23 protein-coding genes and 1 riboswitch are annotated in these 24175 nt (G+C 52.3%); of the genes, 1 reads left to right on the top strand and 22 read right to left on the bottom strand.

The window, feature by feature from the left end; all coding sequences use genetic code 11:
* Positions 1–130 precede the first annotated feature (130 nt).
* The 22 genes from ccsA to BLR64_RS23725 all read right to left on the bottom strand — a co-directional run bounded on the left by ccsA (position 131) and on the right by BLR64_RS23725 (position 22522).
* On the bottom strand, positions 131–1393 hold the full coding sequence (gene ccsA, locus BLR64_RS23830) for a cytochrome c biogenesis protein CcsA (RefSeq protein WP_090718403.1): 1263 nt from the start codon (positions 1391–1393) through the stop codon (positions 131–133).
* Positions 1390–3078, bottom strand: coding sequence for a cytochrome c biogenesis protein ResB (resB, locus tag BLR64_RS23825; protein ID WP_244157837.1), 1689 nt, complete (start codon positions 3076–3078; stop codon positions 1390–1392). Before resB ends, ccsA begins: the two co-directional genes overlap by 4 nt.
* Positions 3075–3599 carry a redoxin domain-containing protein gene (locus BLR64_RS23820; RefSeq protein WP_090718400.1) on the bottom strand — a complete coding sequence of 175 codons (525 nt, stop codon included), beginning with the start codon at positions 3597–3599 and terminating at the stop codon, positions 3075–3077. Before BLR64_RS23820 ends, resB begins: the two co-directional genes overlap by 4 nt.
* A gap of 110 nt (positions 3600–3709) precedes the next feature.
* The gene (locus tag BLR64_RS23815) at positions 3710–4468 is read right to left on the bottom strand and encodes a pseudouridine synthase (RefSeq protein ID WP_090718397.1); all 759 of its coding nucleotides are present in this window, start codon (positions 4466–4468) and stop codon (positions 3710–3712) included.
* Positions 4469–4488: 20 nt separating this feature from the next.
* A complete protein-coding gene (locus BLR64_RS23810; RefSeq protein WP_090718395.1) occupies positions 4489–4833 on the bottom strand; it encodes a peptidoglycan recognition protein family protein in 345 nt (114 codons plus the stop codon).
* A gap of 944 nt (positions 4834–5777) precedes the next feature.
* Complete coding sequence (locus BLR64_RS23805; RefSeq protein WP_068730014.1) at positions 5778–6053, bottom strand: HPr family phosphocarrier protein; 276 nt, start codon at positions 6051–6053, stop codon at positions 5778–5780.
* Positions 6054–6087: 34 nt separating this feature from the next.
* Positions 6088–8004, bottom strand: a complete 1917-nt coding sequence (locus tag BLR64_RS23800; RefSeq protein WP_090718392.1) for a beta-glucoside-specific PTS transporter subunit IIABC — start codon at positions 8002–8004, stop codon at positions 6088–6090.
* A 134-nt stretch (positions 8005–8138) separates the two neighbouring features.
* A complete protein-coding gene (gene licT / locus BLR64_RS23795) occupies positions 8139–8990 on the bottom strand; it encodes a BglG family transcription antiterminator LicT (RefSeq protein ID WP_090718389.1) in 852 nt (283 codons plus the stop codon).
* Positions 8991–9163: 173 nt separating this feature from the next.
* A complete protein-coding gene (locus BLR64_RS23790; RefSeq protein WP_090718386.1) occupies positions 9164–10621 on the bottom strand; it encodes a glycoside hydrolase family 1 protein in 1458 nt (485 codons plus the stop codon).
* A gap of 246 nt (positions 10622–10867) precedes the next feature.
* A complete protein-coding gene (locus BLR64_RS23785) occupies positions 10868–11401 on the bottom strand; it encodes a spore maturation protein (RefSeq protein ID WP_090718384.1) in 534 nt (177 codons plus the stop codon).
* Positions 11402–11408: 7 nt separating this feature from the next.
* Positions 11409–12074 (bottom strand): nucleoside recognition domain-containing protein, encoded by a 666-nt coding sequence (locus BLR64_RS23780; RefSeq protein WP_090718381.1) that lies wholly within the window; start codon positions 12072–12074, stop codon positions 11409–11411.
* Positions 12075–12117: 43 nt separating this feature from the next.
* A complete protein-coding gene (locus BLR64_RS23775) occupies positions 12118–13323 on the bottom strand; it encodes a D-alanyl-D-alanine carboxypeptidase family protein (protein ID WP_090718461.1) in 1206 nt (401 codons plus the stop codon).
* Positions 13324–13512: 189 nt separating this feature from the next.
* Positions 13513–14010 carry a GerW family sporulation protein gene (ytfJ, locus tag BLR64_RS23770; RefSeq protein WP_090718378.1) on the bottom strand — a complete coding sequence of 166 codons (498 nt, stop codon included), beginning with the start codon at positions 14008–14010 and terminating at the stop codon, positions 13513–13515.
* A gap of 116 nt (positions 14011–14126) precedes the next feature.
* Complete coding sequence (locus BLR64_RS23765; protein WP_090718375.1) at positions 14127–14813, bottom strand: DUF2953 domain-containing protein; 687 nt, start codon at positions 14811–14813, stop codon at positions 14127–14129.
* Between the two features lie 207 nt (positions 14814–15020).
* Positions 15021–15626, bottom strand: a complete 606-nt coding sequence (scpB, locus tag BLR64_RS23760) for an SMC-Scp complex subunit ScpB (RefSeq protein WP_090718373.1) — start codon at positions 15624–15626, stop codon at positions 15021–15023.
* On the bottom strand, positions 15595–16386 hold the full coding sequence (locus BLR64_RS23755; RefSeq protein ID WP_090718370.1) for a segregation and condensation protein A: 792 nt from the start codon (positions 16384–16386) through the stop codon (positions 15595–15597). The genes scpB and BLR64_RS23755 overlap by 32 nt, the downstream gene beginning before the upstream one ends.
* 151 nt (positions 16387–16537) lie before the next feature.
* Positions 16538–17005 (bottom strand): 6,7-dimethyl-8-ribityllumazine synthase, encoded by a 468-nt coding sequence (gene ribH, locus BLR64_RS23750; RefSeq protein WP_039879072.1) that lies wholly within the window; start codon positions 17003–17005, stop codon positions 16538–16540.
* Positions 17006–17052: 47 nt separating this feature from the next.
* Positions 17053–18306 (bottom strand): bifunctional 3,4-dihydroxy-2-butanone-4-phosphate synthase/GTP cyclohydrolase II, encoded by a 1254-nt coding sequence (locus BLR64_RS23745; RefSeq protein WP_090718368.1) that lies wholly within the window; start codon positions 18304–18306, stop codon positions 17053–17055.
* 151 nt (positions 18307–18457) lie between these two features.
* Positions 18458–19123 (bottom strand): riboflavin synthase, encoded by a 666-nt coding sequence (locus tag BLR64_RS23740; protein ID WP_090718365.1) that lies wholly within the window; start codon positions 19121–19123, stop codon positions 18458–18460.
* 77 nt (positions 19124–19200) lie between these two features.
* The gene (gene ribD, locus BLR64_RS23735; RefSeq protein ID WP_090718362.1) at positions 19201–20301 is read right to left on the bottom strand and encodes a bifunctional diaminohydroxyphosphoribosylaminopyrimidine deaminase/5-amino-6-(5-phosphoribosylamino)uracil reductase RibD; all 1101 of its coding nucleotides are present in this window, start codon (positions 20299–20301) and stop codon (positions 19201–19203) included.
* 218 nt (positions 20302–20519) lie between these two features.
* Positions 20520–20691, bottom strand: a riboswitch (FMN riboswitch).
* A 162-nt stretch (positions 20692–20853) separates the two neighbouring features.
* Positions 20854–21249, bottom strand: coding sequence for a large conductance mechanosensitive channel protein MscL (gene mscL, locus BLR64_RS23730; protein ID WP_090718360.1), 396 nt, complete (start codon positions 21247–21249; stop codon positions 20854–20856).
* 67 nt (positions 21250–21316) lie between these two features.
* Entirely contained in the window at positions 21317–22522 is a 1206-nt protein-coding gene (locus BLR64_RS23725; protein WP_167360773.1) for a helix-turn-helix domain-containing protein, read from the bottom strand.
* 161 nt (positions 22523–22683) lie between these two features.
* Here BLR64_RS23725 and BLR64_RS23720 point away from each other — a divergent pair, with 161 nt between their 5' ends.
* Complete coding sequence (locus BLR64_RS23720) at positions 22684–24015, top strand: MFS transporter (protein ID WP_090718354.1); 1332 nt, start codon at positions 22684–22686, stop codon at positions 24013–24015.
* Positions 24016–24175: the final 160 nt, after the last annotated feature.

Here is a 24175-nt window from a genome sequence, read left to right as displayed (position 1 = left end):
TGGAATTTACATTCATGGGATTTACATTACTATAACGCAAAATAACACCGGATAAACGAATGATCCAAAACTTGCCGTTTGTCCCAGATTCCTGTGACGAGGCCGCAGCTGTCCTGCTCCTTAGCCCGTCTTAGTCCGTTCCCGCGTAGGAATGAAGTCCGGCAATGACCAGATTTACACCTACCAGCGTGAACATGACAACCAGAAACCCGAGCACGGCCAGCCACGCAGATCTGCGTCCCTGCCAGCCGCGGGCCAGCCGCAAATGCAGATAAGCACTGTAGAACAGCCAGGTTACAAGCGCCCAGACCTCCTTGGGGTCCCAGCCCCAGAACCGGCCCCAGGCAATCTGAGCCCAGATCATGGCAAAGATCAATGCCCCCAGCGTAAAAATCGGAAAGCCGATGGCAATGGCCCTGTACGTAATCTCATCCAGGTCATTCTCGTCAATCCCGTCCAGCACAGGATGAATAGCCTTGCCCAGCGGCTTGCGGATAATCAGCCGGAGAATGCCATAAAGAATCAGACCGGATAAAAGCGACCAGATTACGGTATTGAATTTGCGCCCGGCATTTACACCATTCATCCAGGAAGGAGCTTCAAACAAAGGCTCCTTTATGCCGAGAAAAGGCTGGAAATGCTCTGTTTCGCTCTGGTATGGTGCCACTATCGGCGGCATTTTATAGCTCACTTTCTCTATTGTACTATCTCCCTGCCCGGCGCTGTCAATCGTTACATCGCTGCGGACAAAAACAGATTCGTACCCGGCTCCGCGGAAGGCGAACACACTCCCGAGAAACCCAATTATAACAATGATTGAGAAGAGAGTAAATTCAACCAGCCGCTGCTGCTTGCGGTCACTTCGCGCAGTACTGTCAAAATTCACGGTGCGCAGCAAATACATCAGACCTGCAGCAAAGCCGACAGCGAAGAAGGATTCCCCCAACGCCGCAAGTGTAACATGGATGTTCAGGTAAATCGATTTCAATGAAGGAATCAGCGGCTGCACTTCCTGCGGAAATACCGCAGCATATGCCATCACTATTATAGAAACCGGAACCGCAAACACTCCGAGGATGATTTTACGATAGATAGCAAAAATGACAGTGAAAGCCACCATAATCATCATCGATAAAAAAGTCATGAATTCATACATATTGCTGACCGGAATGTGGCCTGAGCCCATCCAGCGGGTAATGAAATAAGCGAAATGGCAGATAAGTCCGAGTGATGAGGCAATAAAAGCGATTTTGCCAAAGCGGGCGGTATGCTCCTCCGGCTTGCGGCCCGACCAGCGGCGGCCCATAATCGCGATCGTATACAGCATAAACGCACCGCTGTACAAAAAGAAGGCAACAATAAATACATCACTGCTGAAATCGAGCAGGCTCATGCCAGACCTCCCCCGTTGTCCAATGATTTTTCATCGACTATCAGGTCTACCTTTTGCAGAATGGCAACGATCTCACGGCGGAAGCCGAACCAGTTCTTGTTGGTGTGCCCGCCAAGCACCAGTTCCCCGTCCTCAACACGCAGCCAGATGCGTCTGTGCTGCCAGTAAAAGCCGAGTATAAGCCCCAGCATAACAATCCCTGCCCCGACCCATACAAACGGCATCGCCCGGTCTATCCGGATATTGAGATAAGAGGTCGATGCCGCAAAGTCAACATCGCTCATGTCCTGCACCTCAAGCTCCAGAAAACGCCCGCTGCCGCCCAGCCTGTCATTGATCGCCTGCTGCTGGAACTGCTCCTTATCTAATTGTTTGGGAAAATAAAAATACTGCTGGCCTTCTTCCGGCAGCCCCGGACCTGTAATCAGAAACAGGAAGGCCGGCGCGTTCGGATAAGGCGATTTGGATGCCGGCTGCCCCTCATCATTAAGGCCGAAATCCATATATTTCTCTTTGAGAGAGAGGGTGTACGGCCCCGACTGGAATGTACGCTCCGGATTTTTCATATCAAGCCTGAATTTGCTGTAGCCTTCTCCGGTGGCTGTATTTACCAGCACCGGCTGCACCGAACGCAGCACTGGAGTCAGGTCATAGTCAAACTGATACGCTTTCAAACCTTTGTAGCTTAATGGAGAGTTCACTCTGATATCGTGGCTGGTGACCTCCGAAAGCTGCGGTTCCCTGGACGGGTCCGTGCAGTCTGCTGTACACTCATAGAGCACCGCCTTGGTCTCATAGAGCTTGGGCAGCACCTTTTTGCCGCGGAACTCCTCAGGCATTTCCTCATCACTGTAAAACTCCACTGTAAACTGCTCATTCTTCAGATAATAAGTTGTATCCGGAATCCGCGTGGCTTCACCCTGCTGAAAAGCAAGATGCTGATCCATGTTAAGTCCCGGCAATCCACGCGCCAGTACGGCAAGTAAAAATATAATCAGGCCGATATGTATTACATAAGGTCCCCAGCGGCTGAAACGGTGCTTCTCGGCCAGCAAAGCCGAGCCGTCAATCTTGACACGGTAGCCTTTCTTCTTCAGCGGTTCTATCAGTCCTGCTACCCAGGCTTCGGGTTCTGCCGTGAGCGGTGTTACCAGAACAGCCTTCTGCCGGGTCAGAAACTGACGGTGCTTGCGTACCTTCTGGCGGGTAAGCGCCTTATACAGCGGAAGCACACGGTCCAGGCTGCAAATCACGAGCGAAGCGCCGATCATCACAAGCAGGGTCACAAACCACCAGGATTCATAGGTGTGCGAAAGGCCGAGTTTATAATAGATATTCCCGGCTCTTCCGTACGTTTCTTTGTAGTAGGTAGAAGCATCAATGTTAAGAAAAGTGCTCTCCTGCGGGAAGATGGTTCCCAGCATGGAGCCAAGCAGTGTCAGTACAATAAGATAGATTGCTATTTTGACAGATGAAAAAAAGTTCCACACCCGGTCAATCAGACCCGGATTGACGCGCTGCGAGCGGCGGGCAACACCGTCGTAGCGCATCTCCAGATTCCCCTCAGCTCCCAGCTCCTTTTCATCCAAAGGCTTGCCGCAGGCTTCGCACAGCACAGTTCCAACCGGGTTCTGATGGCCGCATTCACACTTGGTATTGCTGACCAGAGGTTCCTTTGAGGTCATGGGTCCACCAGCTTCCCGATTTGCGCCTCTAACGAGTCCAGATCCAGCTGCCCGATGTGAATGCTGTCTACTTTTCCTTTTCCGTCAATGAAAACGGTTGTCGGGAGAGGGGAAACGCCATAGCTGCGTACCGCATCACGTCCGGTATCCATAATAACAGGGAAATTGATGTCAACCAGCTTAACGAAATTCTCCACTGTCATTTGATCTTCCCCGACATTTACGCCGACAACAACTACCCCTTCATCTTTCCACTTCTCATACTGGGCCTGAAGAGCGGGCATTTCCTTCACGCAGGGACCGCACCAGGAGCCCCAGAAATTCAGCACGACCGGCTGCCCCATGTACTCGTCCAGCGTATGGGTCAGGCCATCAAGCCCCAGCAGCTCAAAGGAGGGCGCTTTACTTCCTTCATGCGGTTTTCCGTCTCCGCCGAACACCGAAGTGCCGATTGCATAGCCTCCAAGCAAAAGTATCAGAAACAGAATTACGATTTGAATCGGCTTTCTCGCTTTGCCCACACGCGAAGCCCCCTTCTGTGACGCAATTCATACTTTAGTTGTCAGGTGTGAACATCCTATGAACATTATACCGAATATTGTCACAGTTTTAGGAGAGGAATTTGTGAACGTTATGTGTCTTTACGGGTCTGATTTGCTTTGAGTGCTCCCGCCTTGGCAATCTGCTGCAGATGGTTAATTTCATCCTTGGTCAGATGGCGATAGGAGCCGCGCTTGAGATTCTGCAGCAGAATATCCCCGAAAGAAATCCGCTTGAGCCGGATAACCGGATGCGAGATCGCTTCAAACATCCGGCGGACCTGACGGTTACGGCCTTCATGGATGGTAATGCTGATCACCGATTCCTTGTTTTCCTCATCGACATCCTTATATTCCACTTCAGCCGGTGCGGTCATGCCGTCCTCCAGCTTAATGCCGGCCTTCAGCTTGTCCAGCGCCGTACCGTGCGGTACACCCTTGACCGTGGCCAGATACGTCTTAGGGACATGGTGCTTCGGATGGGTCAGCAGATTCGCAAACTCTCCATCATTCGTCAGCAGCAGAAGCCCTTCTGTGTCATAGTCCAAGCGGCCCACCGGGTATACCCGCTCCTTGATTCCCTTCAAATAATCCGTTACTACCTTGCGGCCCTTGTCATCGGATGCGCTTGTAATGACACCCTTGGGCTTGTTGAACATAATGTAGATTTTATTTTCGCCCCGGATCAGTTTTCCGGCCACCTTAATAATATCCTGTTCGGGGTCCACTTTCGTGCCAAGCGTAGTTACGAGCTCCCCGTTGACCTCCACTTTACCGGCCAAAATCAATTCTTCACACTTGCGTCTGGACGCAACACCTGCTTGCGCCAAAATTTTCTGTAATCTTTCCATTTTCGACTACTCACCTCAGGTTAATGATAACCATCAGCGGGATAAATCACAAGTTCATTCCATGGAAAAAATACTCCCGGACATGAATTATTATGCTGCTCGATTATGAGCGGCGAAATATGATAACGTGAAGCCAGCTCCAGAATGAGCCTGCCTGCGGCAAACAGCTGCTCCCGGCGGCCCGGAAGCCGCGGAATTCCCTCTTCCTCCCCGTAATTGCCTTCCAGACAAATGTGGATATAATCCGGGTCCGTCAACAGCGGAGCGGCGTAAATTCCGCCGTCCGTCCCTACCCAAAAATCAAACCCCTTGCCGTTTATCGACGGACAGCGGGAATGATGCAGAATAAATCCTTTATATTCCAACGCATGCCGGCCTCCCTCCGTATTGCTGAAATAGCATATGATTGGGGGGAGGGCGGGGTGACGGGTTGGTTTCCTTAAAATCTTGCGGATGGGAGGCGGATGGGCTGCAGCCGTAACTGCGGGAAGTTTTGGACTTCCGGCCGCTGTTGTCTGCAGATTTCTAAATTTGATGCCGCCATTCGCGGTGGAAATCCGCAGACTGACTATGCTTCCGTAGCGAGCTTTTCTCCGAAAAGCTTTCAGGCGGACGCTACGCTCCTACAGTTCCAAAATCCCCTCCGTTACTCCCGCCCATCCGCTGCGCTTGAAGGCAAAAACAAACCCTCACCCCGCGGGGGGGGTGAGAGTGAATGAGGGCAAGCAGCTTGGCAGCGCTTGCCAGCCTGAATGGACAGACGGAAATTCCCTCTGCCTTTGAATTGAATTCACAAAACATAACAGCAACGATTTCCACAAGTTTAGATTGTTAACTTGCACGCCTATCAAGCTTAATACCCGCAGTACCCGTCAAAAGGAGCATCAGCAAACCTACGTGGAAAAACGCCAACTAATTTACTCTTCTTCAGACAAATCCGGGATTTAGGTGGAAAAAGCACACTTAAATCATCGAAAAAGCATCATTTTAGCCAATACAGGAGTAATTAGATGTCCTTTTTCCAACTAGATCCGGCAACTAGGCGAAAACACGGAATGTAAGCGGTTTAAATCCAACTCATTTATACGGACCGGCAGTGTCACCCTCTATGCCAGCACTCACTGGTTACAAAAACTCATTCTCCGGTTCCTCCAGCTTCTATATTCACGTGATTCCCGGAGAGAATCCCGAAGTAAAGAAGCTCACAAAAAAACTGGTGCCCGATTACCTGCAGGGCAGGTACCGGTACACCAGTTTTTCATCCTCTGTGATAAGGCCAGTGTGATGAGGCAGCGGCATTCAGCCAGTCCTACTCCTGAACCTCTCCCAGCCCTTCCTTAACCATAACATCCTGCAGCGCGCTCAGTGCTTCCTCAGCCTGGCCGCCTTCGGCAATCAGGCTCAGCGTATCGCCGGGCTCCAGGCCGAGCGACAGCACGCCGAGAATGGATTTGAGGGTAACCTTCTTGCCGCCGCTTTCGGCGAACACCTCGGTATCTTTAAACTTGGTAGCTGTGTTGACCAGCGCTGTGGCCGGGCGGGCGTGGATGCCGTCTTCATCAACGATTTTGAATGTTTTTTGCATAACCGCTTCACTCACTTTCTTCTATTGGAATAGTTTAGGCCTGGACGGTGTAGAGCAGCTCCTGCTCCTTCACTGTGGAACGGCCTGCAGGCTTGATTGAGCTGTACTCGGCAATGTTGGTGATAATCACCGGTGTAATGGTGCTGTAGCCTGCTTTTTCAATTTCGGCACTGTCGAACTCCATCAGCAGGTCTCCAACGGATACTTTGGTGCCGGCTGTCACTTTTGGCGAGAAATGCAGTCCCTTCAGCTTCACGGTATCAATACCGATGTGAATCAGCATTTCAGCGCCGTTGTCGCTGACCAGACCAATTGCATGCCCGCTCTTAGACAGAGAGAACACGGTGCCGTTTACAGGAGATACTACCCGTCCTTCGGACGGCTGAATCGCAAAGCCCTTACCCATAATTTCTTCGGAGAAGGCAGGGTCATTCACTTCACTGAGCGGTTTAACTTCACCGTTAATCGGGCTGTAGATGTCTTCGGTAACCTTTCGGGCAGCTTCAGCTTCCAGCGCATCAGCAATCACAGCAGCGTTTGCAGAAGCATTTGCAGCAGCTGGTGCAGCCGGGGCCGCTTCCACAGCAGCTTCTGGCTCGTCTTCGAAGCCAAGGATGTACGTTACGATCGCAGCTACAGCAATACCAATGGCAAATCCGATCAGCGAGTAAATAAAGGTTGCGCCAAGCACCATCGGAATCCCGGACAGACCGGCCAGACCGCCGATTACATAAGCTTTAACATTAAACAGGCTCAGGAATGCTCCGCCGGCAGCACCGCCGATCAACGCGGCGATAAAAGGCTTTTTAAAACGCATATTCACACCATACATTGCCGGCTCGGTAATCCCCATCAGCGCAGTAACACTTGTTGATAGCGCCAGCGGCTTCAGCTTGCTGTTTTTCGTCTTCATGAATACACCGAATGTTGCACCGGCCTGGGCAAAGTTGGCTACCATCATAATCGGAATCATGTAATCATATCCAAGGCTGGCAATGGAGGCGATCATGATAGGAATCAGTGCATAGTGCATACCTGTAATGATCAGCAGGGACATCGTACCGCCCAGCAGGAGGCCTGCAAATAAGCCTGTATTATCAAACAGCCAGGAAATGCCGTCGGTCAGGCCGTTACCAATGATAACACCAATCGGTCCAACAGCAATCAGGGTCAGAGGCACAATTACGAGCAGAGTGACAGTTGGTACAATAATCAGCTTAAGTGAGGCATGTGTAACTTTATCGACCGCTTTTTCTACATAGGAAGCCAGCCATACCGCTATAATGATTGGAATTACCGATGAGGAATAAGTAGCTGCAACAACCGGCAGGCTGGCAAAAGTAACCGGCTCACCCGAGCCGAGCAGTGTTGTTATCGTCGGATGCAGAATGGCAGCACCGATTGCTGCGCCAATGTACATGTTGCTGCCCAGCTTGCGGGCGGCACTTACCGCCAGAATAATCGGCAGGAAGTAGAAGGCGCCGTCACCGATCGCCGAAAGAATGACATAGGTTGAACTGGTGGTACCCATCCATCCTACAGCCACCAGCAGGGCGATGATCCCTTTAATCATACCCGCACCGGTAATGGCCGGCAGGATCGGAGTGAAGCTTCCGGAGATGAAATCAAGAATGCTGCTCAGGACACCCTTTTTCTTCTTGGACCCGACATCAGCAGAAGCGGGACTTCCTTTTCCGTCAGGAGCTCCCGACATGTTCTTCACAAGCTCGTTATATACGACAGGAACATCATTTCCGATGATGATCTGGAACTGTCCACCGTTGATCATTACACCCATAACGCCAGGCGTTTTCTGCAGGGCAGCTTTATCCGCTTTATTGTTATCGTTCAGGTTAAAGCGCAGGCGGGTCATGCAGTGCGTAACCTGCTCAATATTCTCTTGTCCGCCCACCAGCGTCAATATTTCCTTGGACAATGCTGTTTTATCCATATCCTTATGCTCCTTCAAATTCCGAGTTGTTTTGGAACAAAAAAAACCTAAACACCCATAGTATCGCGATAAGGCCGCATGTACTATCCAGCGTTTAGGTTTTGCCTGCTTAGAGTAACAATCCCATCTTGCTCTTATTCGGTTGTTTCTTCGTTTCTGACAATCCGCTCAATGTGAATCGTCATATACAAAATTTCTTCTTTTGATAAATTCCGCTTGTAAATTTTGCGGGTGTAATCCGCAATCTTCTCAGCGCAGGCATAGGCTTCCGGATATTGGACGCGGACCAGATCGTGCAGTGTATGATCCCTGTCCCGGTCGTCAACCGGTGAGCCCTGAACCACCCGCTGGGCAAAAAACTTCAAATGCGTCAGAAAGCGGTAATAGCTGAGCGACTCCTCGTCGAGCTCGATCAAAAAGCTGCGTCTCACGATATTTGAGATGTCCTTCACAATATTCGTGATGCTGACCGTTTCACGCATTTCCCCGTTCAGCTGGGCGTTGACCAAATGCATTGCGATGAAAGCGCACTCGTCTTCCGGCAGCAATACGCCAAGCCGGTCCTCAATAATTTGCAGCGCCTTAAGTCCAATTGAGAATTCCTTGCGGTACATCCTCTTGATCTCCCATAGCAGCGCATTTTTGAGCTGAAGCCCCTGACGGTGCCGGTCGATGGCGAAATGGATATGGTCCGTAAGCGAGATGTACACACTGTCATGCAGCTTCTCGCCCAGCACCGTCTCCGCATAGCGGATCACTTCATCGGAGCATTCAACATATTCAATCGGAATGTCCGACAGCAGCGTCATAAGCTTTTGTGAGACTTCTTTGTTATCCAGTGAGAATACCTTTTCAATCTTGTCCTCATCAAGACGATCGCCGGTATGCTTCTTGAAGGCAATTCCCCGTCCCATGATGACCAGCTCATTCTGGTTGGCATCGAGCACGGTCACGACATTATTGTTGAGTACCTTCTCAATTTTCATTCCATCACCTTACGCCGTCAGAGTAGTAAAAAGGCAAAACCAAAACAGGCACTTAATACTTAATGCCAGCTTCTGGTTTTGCCTGAAAGTTCAGTAACAATCCAGTTTTAGTTTTCCCGTATATGCATATTATCACATTGCCTGCAGAATGACAACAATATTATGAAAACGTTTTATAACACTTCACCATTCGATTCAATCACCTGTTTGTACCAGTCAAAAGAATCCTTTTTGCTGCGTGCGAGTGTCCCCTTGCCCTCATCATCCAGGTCGACATAAATGAAGCCGTAACGCTTGGACATTTCTGAGGTAGACATGCTCACCAGGTCAATCGGACCCCAGGCTGTGTAGCCGATCAGCTCTACGCCGTCCCTTACTGCTTCTTTCATCTGGATAATATGCTGCTTCAGGTAGTCGATCCGGTAAGTATCATGGATCGAGCCGTCAGCTTCAACACGGTCGATGGCGCCCAGCCCATTCTCTACAATAAAGAGCGGCTTCCGGTAACGGTCATAGAGGGTGTTGAGTGTAATACGCAGGCCCACAGGATCGATCTGCCAGCCCCAGTCTGAAGCTTCAAGATAAGGGTTTTTGACGCCGCCGACCAGATTGCCTCCGGTCACATCACCTTCCGGTCCCGCTGTTACAGTAAGTGTCATGTAGTAGCTGAAGGAGATGAAATCGACAGTGTGAGCTGCTATGATCTCGTCGTCCCCAGGCTCGCGTGCGATCACGATGTTATTTTCGGCAAAATAACGGTTCATGTAGTTCGGATATTCACCGCGGGCATGCACATCGGTAAAGAAGAGATTCATCTGGCTCTCCACCTGGGCTTTGCGGACATCTTCAGGATTACAAGTATGCGGATAGGATTCAAGGCGGGCCAGCATGCAGCCGATCTGCGAACCCGGAATGATCTCATGACCCAGCTTCGTTACCATAGCACTTGCCACAAACTGATGATGCAGCGCCTGATAAATCGTCTGCAGCCTGTGCTCAACCTTGTCGGACAGGATGCCTCCGCCGGTGTAAGGGCTCATTGTCAGGACATTAATTTCGTTAAAAGTCAGCCAGTACTTTACCTTGTTCCGGTAGCGGGTAAACACGGTTTCGGCGTATTTTACATAAAGGCCGATCACTTCACGGCTGGCCCATCCGTTGTATTTCAGGGTCAGGCCAAGCGGAGTCTCATAATGGGACAGCGTTACCAGCGGCTCAATACCATATTTAAGCAGCTCATCGAACACATTGTCGTAGAACTGCAAGCCAGCTTCGTTCGGCTCGGCATCATCCCCGTTCGGGAAAATCCGCGCCCAGTTGATCGACATGCGGAAAACTTTAAAGCCCATTTCGGCAAACAGGGCAATATCCTCTTTATAACGGTGGTAAAAGTCCACCCCTTCACGTTTAGGGAAACGCTCGCTGAGGTCACCCGCCAGAATTTCGGCAATACGCCTAGAGGAAATCTCCATCGAGTGGTCTCCTTTACGCAGTGCCTTCGGCACATGGGCAATCATATCGGCTGTAGACAAGCCTTTGCCGTCCAGATCAAAACCACCCTCGAGCTGGTTGGCTGCCGTAGCGCCGCCCCACAAAAAATTGTTCGGAAATCCTGTGTTTGCTGTAGCCATGAACATAACCTCTTTCTGTAATTTTAAGAGTGTGGTGCCCGAAAACAAGAAAAACCTAAACCGCTAGTAAAGAAATCGCCACCTCCAAAAAAGAGAAGACAAATACTTTACCATCAGTTTAGGTTTTGCCTGGCCCGGCCAGTAACAATCCATTAAACGATGAATTTAAGGATTATTTAATTACGTTAATCCTAACACAGCCATTCCCGAATTTCAAACCCCCATTTTCAACCATTCAAACCCGGCTTAGCCGAAGACCAGTAAACATACGACAATGGCGGCAATGAAGCCGATGATATCGGAGAACAGGCCTACCTTGAGCGCATAACGCCCGTTGCGGATTCCCACAGCGCCAAAATAGACTGTCAGCACATACAATGTGGTGTCTGTGCTCCCCTGAATAGTCGATGCAATCATGCCGATCAGGGAATCCGGCCCGTGGACACGGATCAGATCGGTTGTATAGGCCAGCGAGCCGGTTCCGGTCAGCGGACGAAGCAGCCCAAGCGGCAGCACCTCCGGCGGTACACCGAGGCCCTCCAGCGCAGGGGCAATGAAGCCCATGAGGAAATCCAGCGCTCCGGAGGCCCGGAACACGCTGATGGCAACAAGCATGCCGACCAGATGCGGAATGATGGCGATTGCCGTACCGAAGCCGTCTTTGGCTCCTTCTACAAAGGATTCGTACACCGGAACCTTGCGTGTAAAGGCATATAGCGGGATAAAGGTGATCATGACCGGAATCGCCCAGGCCGAGATGAGGCTGATTAGGTGTAACAAGCTAGGCTCACCCTTTCATCGAGGTATGCGGGACAGCGGAACCTCCGGCGGCATGATCCCCCGTCCTGACTGCCGGGGGCTTCGGCGGCCTGCGCAGCAGGGTCAGCCGGCGGAACAGCCTGTCCGCGCCAATCGCTGCCAGCGTAGCTACGGCGGTTGCCGCCAGCGTCGTCCCGACAATTCCTGCCGGATCGGCGGAGCCGTAATTGAGCCGGATCGCAATCAGCGTGGCCGGAATGAGCGTAATGCTGGCGGTATTTAACGCCAGCAAGGTGCACATGGCCGGAGTCGCTGTCTCCTTGTCAGGATTCAGCGTCTGCAGCTCCTGCATTGCCTTGATCCCCATTGGCGTAGCCGCATTGCCCAGCCCAAGAAGATTGGCGCTCATATTAGACAGAATATAGCCGATCGCCGGATGGCCCTTAGGCACATCCGGGAACAGAAAGCCTACCACCGGCCCGAGGAGCCGGGCTATTTTGCGAAGCAGGCCCGCATCCTCGGCCACCCGCATCATCCCCATCCAGAATACCAGTACGCTAATCAGGCCAAAGCTTACAGTGACCCCGTTCTTGGCTCCGTCAAAGACGGCGGCAGTAAAAGCATCCATCCGGCCGTTCACGGCTGCAAACACAAAGCCGATCACGATCATCCCCAGCCAGATCCCGTTAATCATCCCGGTCCCTCCTCCTACCCGGCTCTCTTCCCAGGTGCTCTTGTTATCTTCCCATCTGCAGCAGCGCCCGCAGGGCGCTTCCCAGTGCCTGAAGCCAGTTATCAGCCGGATATGCAGCTGTTCCTGCCGGACTGTAACGCTTCATGTACATGGATTCCTCCGGCGGGAGCCGGTCCGGCTCATAGACCGGCACCCGGCCAATCTCCTTGCCTCCGAGCTGCAGCACCACAGTGCCCTTCAGTCCGAAGCTGCTGCCGCGGACTGTCTTCTCCCCGGCGGCGGCCGGCTCCTCATTCAGAACCAGCTTGGTCGTTATTCTGGCTTCCTCGCCCTGACCAAGCGGGTAGGCAAATTTGCGGGATGTAACAAAGCTGTACCCGCTGATGCCCTCCCCGCGTTCAATTAAGGTTTTGAGCGGATAATGATTGAATCCGAAATTAAGCAGCGCGGCATGATCATTCCAGTCATTGCCGTCATTCAGCGTCACCGCTACCAGCTGCTGGCCGCCGCGGGTAGCGGAGCTGACCAGGCAGCGCAGCGCTTTTTTTGTATAGCCGGTCTTCACTCCGTCCGCACCTTCGTACAGGCGCAGCATTTTATTTTTGTTGGCCCATTTGTAGTCCCATTTCTCATACGGATTGTCAGCCGTCTTCTCCTGTGTCCCCACAATTTCCTTGAATACAGGATTATGCAGCGCATAAGCAGTCAGCACAGCCAGATCGTTGGCACTGGAATAATGCCCTTCTGCATCCAGCCCGTGCGGATTGGCGAAATGGGTATTCTTCAGTCCCAGCTCCTCGGCCTTCGCATTCATCAGATAGACAAACCCCTGCTCCGAACCGCCGACATGCTCAGCGATCGCCGTTGCCGCATCATTTCCCGAGCGCAGCATCAGCCCGTATAGCATATCTTCCAGCAGCATCTCTTCGCCCTGCTTCAAATACAGCGAGGAGCCTTCTTTGGCAAAGGCGTTTTTGCCCACCTTCACTTTGGAAGCCAAATCCCCGTTCTCTATCGCCACGATCGCCGTCATGATTTTGGTCAGACTGGCAATCAGCATCGGCTCATCCCCCCGGCTGCTGTACAGGAGCCTTCCGGATTCCACATCAATGAGTGCCGCCGCCCTGGCATGGGTCGAAACAGAAGCATTCTCCGCAGATACCGGATTCACCGGGACGAGCACTGCGAGCAGCAGGCACATTATCAGAATTAACGACGGCTTCACAGTAATTACAGTTAATGGTTTCATGTTCATCCTCCGGTTTTGATCAGTTCACCTGTCCTTATCCTCCTGCCTGTACAAGTGTATGCTGAACGCCGGGCAGGTATGTCCTTCCCCGAAGAAAGCAAAGCTCCAAAAAAGGACACCGCCTTAAGCAGGCGGTGTCCCTGATATGCAGCTCCGCATTCCATACGGGCACATTCCGTTATTAGCCTTCTAATGGGCCGATGAACCCGGATGCACGGCTTCTGTTTTAACCGGTGCCGCTTTTACCGGCGGATTTCCTACGATTTCTGCTCCGACCGGCGTCCCATTGTTGTTCTGGAACATATTCTGGATTTTGTCGATCAGGTTGGGAGCGGAGTCAATGATCTTCTCGAACAGGTGAGTCTGGTTATCCAGCGGCACAATATGTACCCCTTCTCTGCCTACAACGAGAAAAGCGATCGGACGGATCGATACCCCGCCCCCGCTGCCTCCCCCGAAAGGAAGCATTTTGACGCTGCTGCCGCTAGCGTTGACGCCCGGACCGTCATCCTCTACCCGGAAGTCGCTGCCCCCTGCGGCAAACCCGAAGGCCACTTTACTGATCGGCAGAATGACACTGCCATCCGGGGTTTCCACCGGATCTCCGACAATCGTATTGACATCCACCATGCCCTTGATATTTTCCATTGCCGTCTGCATTAGTCCCTGGATCGGATGGTCGCTCATGTTGATATCCTCCTTTGGCTTATAAAGACTTCTCAGGTCTTTCACAGGTGATATCATCCCCCGTGCGCAGCATTTGTATGTAAGATGTTTCTTAGAATAGGCTTGTCCAGCCGGAATCAGCCCTCGCGTTTAAGCAGACGTTTCCAGCGGGACAGTCCGCCCTCCACCTTGGCGATACGCCGCAGCAGCAGCAATCCTGAATAGAGGACATAAGCAACCTTTAATTTTCCGGTACAGACAGCCTCTGTAGAAAAACACAGCTCATCGCGGAACACCGGGACAACGAACATCCGCGGACTGCGCTGCAGTCTTACCATCTGCGACATCCAGCCGACAAGCCCCCATTTCAAGCCGGACAGTACGCCCGTTGCTGTAGCCGTATAGGCAGCATCGCCCAGTGAGAAATCTGTCGACCAGTCGAACCTGGTGATCCGGACATGAGATAAGAGCGCCTTCATCCATTTTTTTAGCCCCTGAGTTGCCTTAAGCGCCTCCTTCAGCTCCTCTTTCCAGACCCGTAGCTTCTCTTTGTCGATTTGCTCTTCGGAATCCGATTCCTGATGCATTGGCTTGATCCCGCTCTCCTCGAGCTTTACCTTCACGCCCCGCGCAATTCCCTCATAGACCACTTTTGGCAGCTCAAAATGGAACTTAACCAGTCCGAACAGCGCTTTGATATCGAATTCCACACGGTCATCCTTGCCGATTCGGTTTAAACGGAAGTGAAAATGAATAGAGGAAGACAGTACCAGTACTATTGCCAGCAGCAGCAGGGCTAAGGGTATAACAAGCCATAAAGTCACGGTTTTACCTCCAAGCAGCCTTTTTGTAGAATCCTTGGGTTAGTATGGCAAAGTGGACTGGAAAACATTCGGACAGACGCAAATAGCAGTAAAAATAGGCTGACAGGCCGCATAATCCGCATAAACCTGTCCCTGACGCGCCGCACAGCATAAAAAAACCGCTGCCCCATACGGGACAACGGCTGTCAGAACTGAAGTATAAGGGCTTTATTGTTCAACATCCACATCATCGAATGACATCTGGCTGTCCAGCTTGTTGAACAGCAGCTGGGTTTCCTCTTCCAGACTGTCGGAAGCATCAAAATTCGACGGCTCCGGCAGTTCCTTCAGGCTGGCCAGCCCGAAGCTGTCCAGGAACGATTTGGTCGTTCCGTACAGAATAGGCCGGCCTACGGCCTCAGCCCGTCCCACCTCATGAATCAAATCCTTGTTGTTCAGCGTATGAATCGCCCTCTCCGACTTTACGCCGCGGATCTCTTCGATTTCCACCCGGGTAATCGGCTGGCGGTAGGCCACAATCGCCAGTGTCTCCAGTGCGGCCTGGGACAGGGAGGACCGTGCCGGCGAGTAAGCCAGACGCTCGAAATATGGGGCGTGATCCGGCAGGGTAGCCAGCCGGTAATTTCCGGCAATCTGCACGACCTGCAGCCCCCGCTCCTGGGATACATACTCCTCTTTCAGTTCCTCCAGTGCCCGGGTCGCTAGATCCGGACGCTGCTCGGTAATTTCGGCAATTTGCCGGACGGACAGCCCCTCATCCCCGGACAGAAACAGCAGGCCCTCAATAATTGATTTCAGCGTTTTGTAGTCCACTGAAGTCCTCTCCTCCTCTCCACTCCATTACAATGTCATCAAACAGCTTCTCCTGATAGCAGAAGATCGCCTTCATCTTCATCAGCTCAAGAATCGCCAGGAAGGTAGTAACAATCTCATGCCGGTCCATACTCTCATGCAAAAGCGCCGAAAAACGAAGCCGGCCGCCCATTCCCTTGCGCATCAGCGCCTCCGAAACATCGCGGATCCGGTCCTTCACTGATATTTCATCACGGGTAATACGCTGATAGGACGTTCTTCTCGCCGCTTTGCTGAGCGCCTTGCGGAAAGCCGCGATCAGATCAGAGGTATGCAATCCTTTGAGCGTCTGATCAAGCTGGGCCGGCACAAAGGGACCCAGATCCTCCGGCTCCTTTGTAAATATGAGGCTGCGTTCGCTTTCCATATCCATGAGCTGCACGGCAATGCTTTTGATTTTGCGGTATTCGATCAGCCGCTCCACCAGCTCCGCACGCGGGTCATACCCGTCGTCCTCGTAATATTCGAAATCTTCAATCTCAATCACCGGCGGCTTGGGCAGCAGCAGCTTGCTCTTGATCGACAGCAGCGTTGCTGCCATGACGAGGAATTCGCTCGTAATATCCAGCTCAAGCTCCTGCATGCTGTGCAGGTATTCCATATACTGCTCGGTGATCTCGCTGACCGGAATGTCCTGGATGTCGATTTCCGCCTTGTCAATTAAGTGTAAGAGCAGATCGAGCGGACCTTCGAACGTCTCCAGCTTGTACAATACAGTCACGCGATTTCCCCCTGCTAAAAAAAGTAAAGTGCAGCGCCGCTAAAAGGACGCTACACAAGTAGAAAGATTTCTTATAGTCCATGCTTTCTTCTTATACATATAAATAAGCACGAATCCGGTTAATCCGTCAAGAGGGGAGAGCCTATTCCGCTTACTTAAACAGCTTGTTGAGGTTAGCCATCTCGATTGCCGAGGTAGCCGCATCCCAGCCTTTGTTGCCCGCTTTCGTTCCGGAGCGCTCAATTGCCTGTTCGATATTCTCGGTAGTCACAACACCGAAGATCGTCGGAACGCCTGTCTTGAGGTTAATGGCTGCTACACCCTTGGCGACTTCATTGCACACATAGTCATAATGTGTCGTGGAGCCGCGGATCACTGTACCCAAAGCGATTACCGCATCGTATTTGCCGCTTTCGGCCATCTTCTGGCAGATGAGCGGGATTTCGAATACGCCCGGAACCCAGGCCACATCTACCTCATCATCAGCAACCCCGTGGCGTTTGAATGCATCAAGTGCGCCGGACAGCAGCTTGCTCGTAATAAATTCATTGAAACGTCCTACCACTACACCGTAACGCAATCCTTCAGATACTAAATGTCCTTCAAAATAATTCGGCATTGTTCTTCATCAACCCTTCATTTGTAAGTTGGTATTTTATGGTGTTGTTAAGCTTTGGAATCTTCATTTTGTTCAATATTGTCAAAAGACAGCAGATGGCCGAGCTTGGCCTGTTTGGTATGCAGATAGCCGGTGTTGTCTTTGTTCTCCGGCATCTGGATCGGCACACGCTCTACGACCTCAAGGCCGTAGCCCTCAAGCCCCTTGATCTTGCGCGGATTATTGGTCAACAGCCGGATCTGGCGAACGCCCAGATCCTTGAGAATCTGCGCGCCGATGCCGTAATCCCGCAGATCGGCCGGGAAGCCCAGCTTAAGGTTGGCATCTACCGTATCCAGTCCTTCTTCCTGCAGCTTATAGGCACGGAGCTTGTTGATCAGCCCGATGCCTCTGCCCTCCTGACGCATATAGAGCAGCACTCCCCGGCCTGCTGCTTCAATCTGGCGCAGCGCCGCTTCAAATTGCGGGCCGCAGTCGCAGCGGTGCGAGTGGAAGACATCGCCGGTCAGACATTCGGAGTGTACACGCACCAGCACCGGCTCATCGCCGGAAATATCACCTTTGACCAGAGCGACATGCTCCTTGTCATCCACTTCATTCGTGTAGGCAATAGTCTGGAACGTGCCGAAATCCGTCGGCAGGTTTACGGACACTTCACGGGTGACCAGCTGCTCCTTCTCATTGCGGTAATGAATCAGATCCTGAATGCTGATCAGCTTGAGATCATGCTTCTTCGCAATGTCCACAAGATCGGGCAGACGGGCCATCGTTCCGTCCGCCTTGACCACCTCACAGATAACGCCGGCCGGGTACGATCCGCACATGCGGGCCAGATCAACAGCAGCCTCGGTATGGCCTGAACGGCGCAGCACACCGCCCTTTTTGGCAATCAGCGGGAACATATGACCGGGTTTGCGGAAATCAGCCGGCTTCGCATCCGGATCCATCAACGCTTTGATTGTCAGGGAACGCTCGCCTGCGGAAATACCGGTAGTCGTACTGACATGGTCAACCGATACGGTGAAGGCAGTGCCGTGGTTATCTGTGTTGTGGGTAACCATCGGCTGCAGATCAAGCTCCTCCGCACGCTCCGCCGTAATCGGTACACAGACGAGACCGCGGCCTTCCGTAATCATAAAGTTGATAACCTCTGGCGTAGCCCGTTCAGCCAGGGCAACGAAATCCCCCTCATTCTCACGGTCCTCGTCATCGACCACGATAATGACCTTTCCGCGCATCAGATCATAGATGGCGTCTTCAATCCGGTTCAAAACACTGTCTTGCTTGCTGTTCTCGCTCATAGTCCTGTCCTCCTGTCAGCTCTACGCAGCTATACCTGCCGCTGTAAAGCAGAATAGTCTGAAGATAAGAAAGTACTTACTTTACTTATCCTTATCTTTCCCGCAGAACCGGACACCGCCCGGTTTAAGACGGCGCTGCCGCTTCTGCTTGTTATACAAACCCGTTCGCCGCCAGAAAATCACGGCTGATCCGGGAGCTGCTCTCTTCTTCCCCGCTGCCGGTCCCTCTGTAATGCAGAAGATGATCGACATATTTGCCCAGCACATCACACTCGATATTAATGCTGTCGCCGGGGCGCTTATGGTTCAGCACCGTTTCACCGAGCGTATGGGGAATGATGGATACGGTGAAGGCCGAGGATGAGGTGCTTACTACAGTCAGACTGATACCGTCAAGCGTAATGGAGCCTTTGGGGATGATGTATTTAAACAACGATCCCTTGTCCGGCGTAATCTCGAATACGACTGCGTTCTGGTCACGCTTGACGCTGCGGATTTCACCCGTGCCATCCACATGCCCCTGGACGATATGCCCGCCAAAACGGCCGCCGGCGGCCATTGCCCGCTCCAGATTCATCCGGCTCCCGCTGCGCAGCTCCCTCAGGTTACTGTTGCGGTAGGTTTGAGGCATGACATCCACGGTAAAAGAATGCTCGCTAATCGAGGTCGCCGTCAGGCAGACGCCGTTCACAGACACACTGTCGCCGATTTTCAGATCACTCATAATCAGCGAGGCGCCGATATTAAGCACCATCATCTCCCCGCCGCTGCTGACACCGCGAAGTATGCCGATCTCCTCAATCAATCCGGTGAACATGTGATCCCCTCCTGAAAGATTACTCCTGTAACACTAGCTTTATCGGGTAGTGCTTCTTGCCAAAACATCCGCCTGTCCTAGCGGACCGGGGTGCCGCTGATACAGACATTATCCCCGAGGACCTCAACTTCCAATCCCTCAAGTGTGATCGCTTCTTTCATCAGTGCCACGCCCGGAAAATCAAAGGTTCCCGGAGCTTCAGCTCCGCCGCCGACAATCTTCGGTGCATAGAACAGAACCACCCGGTCAACCAGCCCGCTTTGCAGCATCGAGCCGTTCAGCGTTCCTCCGCCTTCGAGCAGAATGGAGCCGATCTCCATCCCACCAAGCGCAACCATCGCCGCCTTGAGGTCCACCCGCGGCCCGTCGCCGCAGGTTATTACCGTAACGCCCGCCGCTTCCAGCGCTGCTTTTTTAGCGGGATCGGCTGCCGTTGTCGTCACGATAATCGTCGGTGCCTCGCCGCCTGTGACGACGTTTGCGTCCAGCGGAGTCCGCAGGCCGGAGTCAATGACGATGCGCACCGGATGAAGCCCGGGAACCTCAAGCCGTGTAGTCAGCGAAGGATTGTCAGCAATTACCGTGCCCACTCCCACCATAATCCCCTGATGGCGATGCCGCAGCGTATGTACAATTTCCCGTGCCTGTCCGTTCGATATCCACTTGCTGTCACCGGTTTTTGTAGCAAGTTTACCGTCCAGCGTGCTTGCGCTCTTCAGGGTTACAAACGGCTGCTTCGTCAATATATACTTGATGAACCGTTCATTGAGCCTGAGCGCGCGGCTTCTCAGCAGTCCGACTTCAACATCGATTCCCGCTTCACGCAGCATCTCAAAGCCCCGTCCCGCCACCTGCGGATTAGGGTCTTCACAGGCAACGACGACCCGCGCAACCCCCTCGTCGATCAGCCGCTGGCTGCAGGGCGGCGTTTTACCGTAATGGCTGCAGGGCTCAAGCGTCACATAGGCGGTGCTCCCCTGTGCTTTTCCCGCAGCCATATTAAGCGCATGCACCTCAGCATGGCCGGTGCCGCGCTGCAGATGTGTACCCAGGCCGATCACAGCTCCGTCCTTTACGACAACACAGCCGACAACCGGGTTAATGCCGGTCTGTCCCTGCGCTCTTTCCGCCATATCAAGCGCAAGCGACATATAAAATTCGTCATTCATAATATTCATGATCTGCCTCCAATCTCTGCTAAATGCCTTCAGGCTTGAATAAACAAAAAACCCGTCCTCAATCTCCAGGCGGAGTTCAAGACGGGATATACGAGAGTTTACCGGCAATTCAAATAAAATGATGCGTAAATAAGCCCCTTCACCAGTGATTGTGAAAGTTCGCACATATTATAAGGGAATACACCAGTGCGCCTGCCCGTTCAGTGGCAGTACGCTATTCTCTCCTTCTTCCATCCAGACTATACTGTCGGTCCCGGATTTGCACCGGGTCCACCGTCCGTATCCAAAGGATACGACGCGGGTAGCGGACTAAGCACGCGCAGGCTGTAACAGCCAATACACAGTGACATCACCGCCGGTAGGGAATTACACCCTGCCCTGAAGGATCAAACCAGTATGAAATTAGTATCATCAAATATTGCACGTCATTAACAATGACTAAAATAAAGTTAGCACTATACGGTCAAAAAAGCAAGCAGATCATGCATGCAGGCAGCCGGGTCATGCTGCACTTAATAGCTTTAGGCCACAGCCTGCATGCCGCCTAAGAGTCTATGCTTCCCCCTGCTTGTTAGCTTTCAGCAGATCGCGGATTTCCGTCAGCAGCGCAATTTCCGGATCAGGTGCAGGGGTCTCTACAACCTCAACCTTTACCGTTTCCTTCTGCTTGAACCGGTTGGCCACCTTGACTACCATAAAAATCGAGAACGAAATAATAAAGAAATCCACGACGCTCTGCAGGAATATCCCGTATTTCACCTCGGCATCAAGATAGGTAAAGGTCAGCTTTTCCAGGTTGATTCCGCCGCTGAGCAAGCCTACAAGAGGCACAATAATGTCGGCAACCAGTGAGGAGACAATTTTGCCGAAGGCAGCACCGATGACTACGGCAACTGCCAGATCAAGCACGTTTCCTTTGATCGCAAAGCTTTTAAATTCCTTCCACATTCCAGTTCCCCCGATAAATTGAATTTTAGTTATTATAGCATTGCCGGCGAGATTGATAAATAAGTTACTACCGGTGCAGCTCATGGTAAGTATCCCGGATGAACGTGCAAAATATGGAAGGCGGATAGTTCTGTACACGCTCATAAGCAATCTCTGACTGCTGGCGTGCTTCCTCCAGCTTCCCTGCTCTGGCATAGATTCTGGCCTTATAGGCGTAGGAAGTGAATACGGCCGCGCGGTCCAGCGGATGGTGGACATCATCGGTAAGGGTAACTCTGGATAACAGCTCCAGCGCCTCCTCATCCCTCCCCAGATAATACAGGGCTGTTCCCGCAGCCAGGCTGCGGCTGGATACATACCTGTCCCCTTCTGCCTGAAACTCTTCTCCGATCCGCAGAGCATCCTCATACCGCTGCTCCGCATTCGCCTGCCTCATCTGGGCCAGCTTCAGCAGCTGTACTGACAATCTGTCCTCTGACAGCTCTACATACAGCCGCGATTTCTCCAGGTAATGTCCCGCTTCCTCCAGGTTTCCGGCCATGAGGGCAAGATTGGATAACACACGGTACAAATGGTCTGTCAAATAATATACGCCTTCTTCGCGTGACAGTGCAATGGCATCCAGTGCCGCTTTCCGGCTCCCGCTGTAATCTCCCAGCGCGGATAGAGTAACGCTCTCTGCGTAATGGAGGTCCAGCTCGAACAGAAAATTGTTGCCGACTTTTTTGCTCATATATTCTTTCCTGACACCTAAAATAAGCGCAAGACTCTCTTCATACCTGCCTTGTGTAAACAGCAGCGCGTAGGTCAGATACTGGACTTTGGCGCTCTCCACAAACAATCCGAACCGTTCGTAGATCTCTGCAGCCCTTGTGACCGCCTCTTCCCCTCCTGCACTCCCCGTATAATAGCAGGCAGCCACATAGAACTCCATCAGCCGGGCGGCATCGACCGTCACCGGGAGCTTTGCATCCAGAAGCGGCTTCACTCTGGAGACAACCGCTTTATAGTTTTTCTGCTTGAACTGGACTTCAATGTCGCGTACCAGCCGGGCCAGCTCGGCCCCCTGGTCATCCTCCAGGAAGTAACCGGCGTCTACTCCAAGACGCTCTGCCAGAAGCTGAAGGCTGCGCATAGAAGGCATAGCACGGCCGTTCTCAATCTGGCTGAGCATGCTTTTGGTCATCGCTTCACCGGCCAGCTCGCTCTGTGTAAGGCCTTTGGATTGGCGTAATGCTTTTATTTTATCTCCGATAGTCTGTTTACTTGTCATCTGTTTAGCCATCCTTCTGTCTGTCTTTCTACCAGTATAACTTAATTTCCCGGTAAGAAAAAATAAAGTTTAATTAAATTAAACTTTTCATTGCATTTCTATGCCGCCGCACATAGAATATGTTTAACAATATTTAACTTCGATTATAAGGAGTGCTGTTTATGGTAAAGCAGAAAAACCTATGGGCTGCTCCAGGCAACCGGAATATGCTGCTGTTCTTTACAGCCAAGCTCGCTTCAATTCTCGGCTCCGGTATGTACACTTTTGTAGTGGGGCTGTATATCCTGAAGCTCACAGGCTCAGGGAGCAGCTTCGCCGTTACGATGGTCTGCGGAATGCTGCCGCGGATTGTGCTCGCTCCCTTTGCCGGGGTAATGGCGGACCGGATGAACCGCCGCCGGCTGCTGATTTACTCTGACCTCGGCGCCGTATTAACGCTGCTGCTGGCTTATCTGGCCGTCTCGCTGAACGGAGTCACATTGCTGCCTGTTTTCGTAACCCTCGTTCTGCTCTCCGTCTGTTCCACCTTTTACGGCATTGCCGTCTCCTCTTCCCTGCTCCAGCTTGTAGAGGCAGATTCGCTCCAGCGTGCCGGGTCGCTCAATCAGATCGCCGGCTCCATTGGCGGCCTGCTCGCGCCTGTTCTGGGCGGCATGCTGTACGCCACCGTACCGCTGGAGCTGTTTCTGCTGCTGAATGCTGCAGGCTTTGCCGTCTCTACCCTCATGAGCTTTGGCCTCAAGTTCAAACCGGCCGCAGTCTCTGCAGATTCGCATCACGCGCACCAGCTGCTGCCGGATAATTCCGCTGGCGGCACTGTGCTGGCAGAGTTCCGCAGCAGTCTGGCCGGCGGGATATCCTACGTCTTTAAAAAGCCCGTCATCCGCTCCGTTATCATTATCGTCTTTTGGGTCAACTTTTTCGTCGTTTCTCTGAATGTAATCCTGCCTTATGCCGTTGTTCAGACGCTTGCCCTCAGCTCCGGACAATACGGCACCATTAATGCGATGCTCGCTGCAGGCATGCTGGCGATGTCGCTGCTGCTGACCGTCCGCCGCCAGAGCAGCAGTCCGACCAGCTCATTGATACGCGGCCTGCTTGTGCTCGGAATGCTGTTCCTTGCGCTGGCCTTGCCGCTGATCGCTGATTTAAGCCGTACCGGTACTTCTATCTATCTGATGGCTATACTGTTTATGGTCGGCTCCACCGTAATGAATATCAATATACCGGTTCAGGTGTATCTTCAGCAGACGGTTGAGTCTGCCTATCTCGGAAGAGTATTTGCCGTCGTTGAGACAGCCTCCGGTGCGATCGCTCCGGCAGGAATGATCCTCTACGGGGTGCTGGTGGACCGGGTTCCTCCCTCTATCCTGCTCGGAGTTTCCGGCTTGTCAATCCTGCTGGTCACTTTGCTCGGCTCCATAAGCCTGAAACGGGGCATGGGACAGGAAGTCATGCAGCAGCACGAAAGCGCAGTACAGCTTCATACCTGAGGTAACATCATGAATGCCGCCCGGAAACACAGTAAGAAAGCCTGCGGCATATATCGCCGCAGGCTTTCAGGCTGTCGAGAAAGTCTCGACAGCCTTCTTTATGTGATCTTGGTTTCACACGACACCGCGTTAATGTTGTATAATATAGGTAACTATTTAT

This window comes from Paenibacillus typhae (assembly GCF_900099765.1).
GTDB classification, from domain to species: Bacteria; Bacillota; Bacilli; order Paenibacillales; family Paenibacillaceae; genus Paenibacillus_AQ; species Paenibacillus_AQ typhae.
This window is presented reverse-complemented; position numbering and strand designations above follow the sequence as displayed.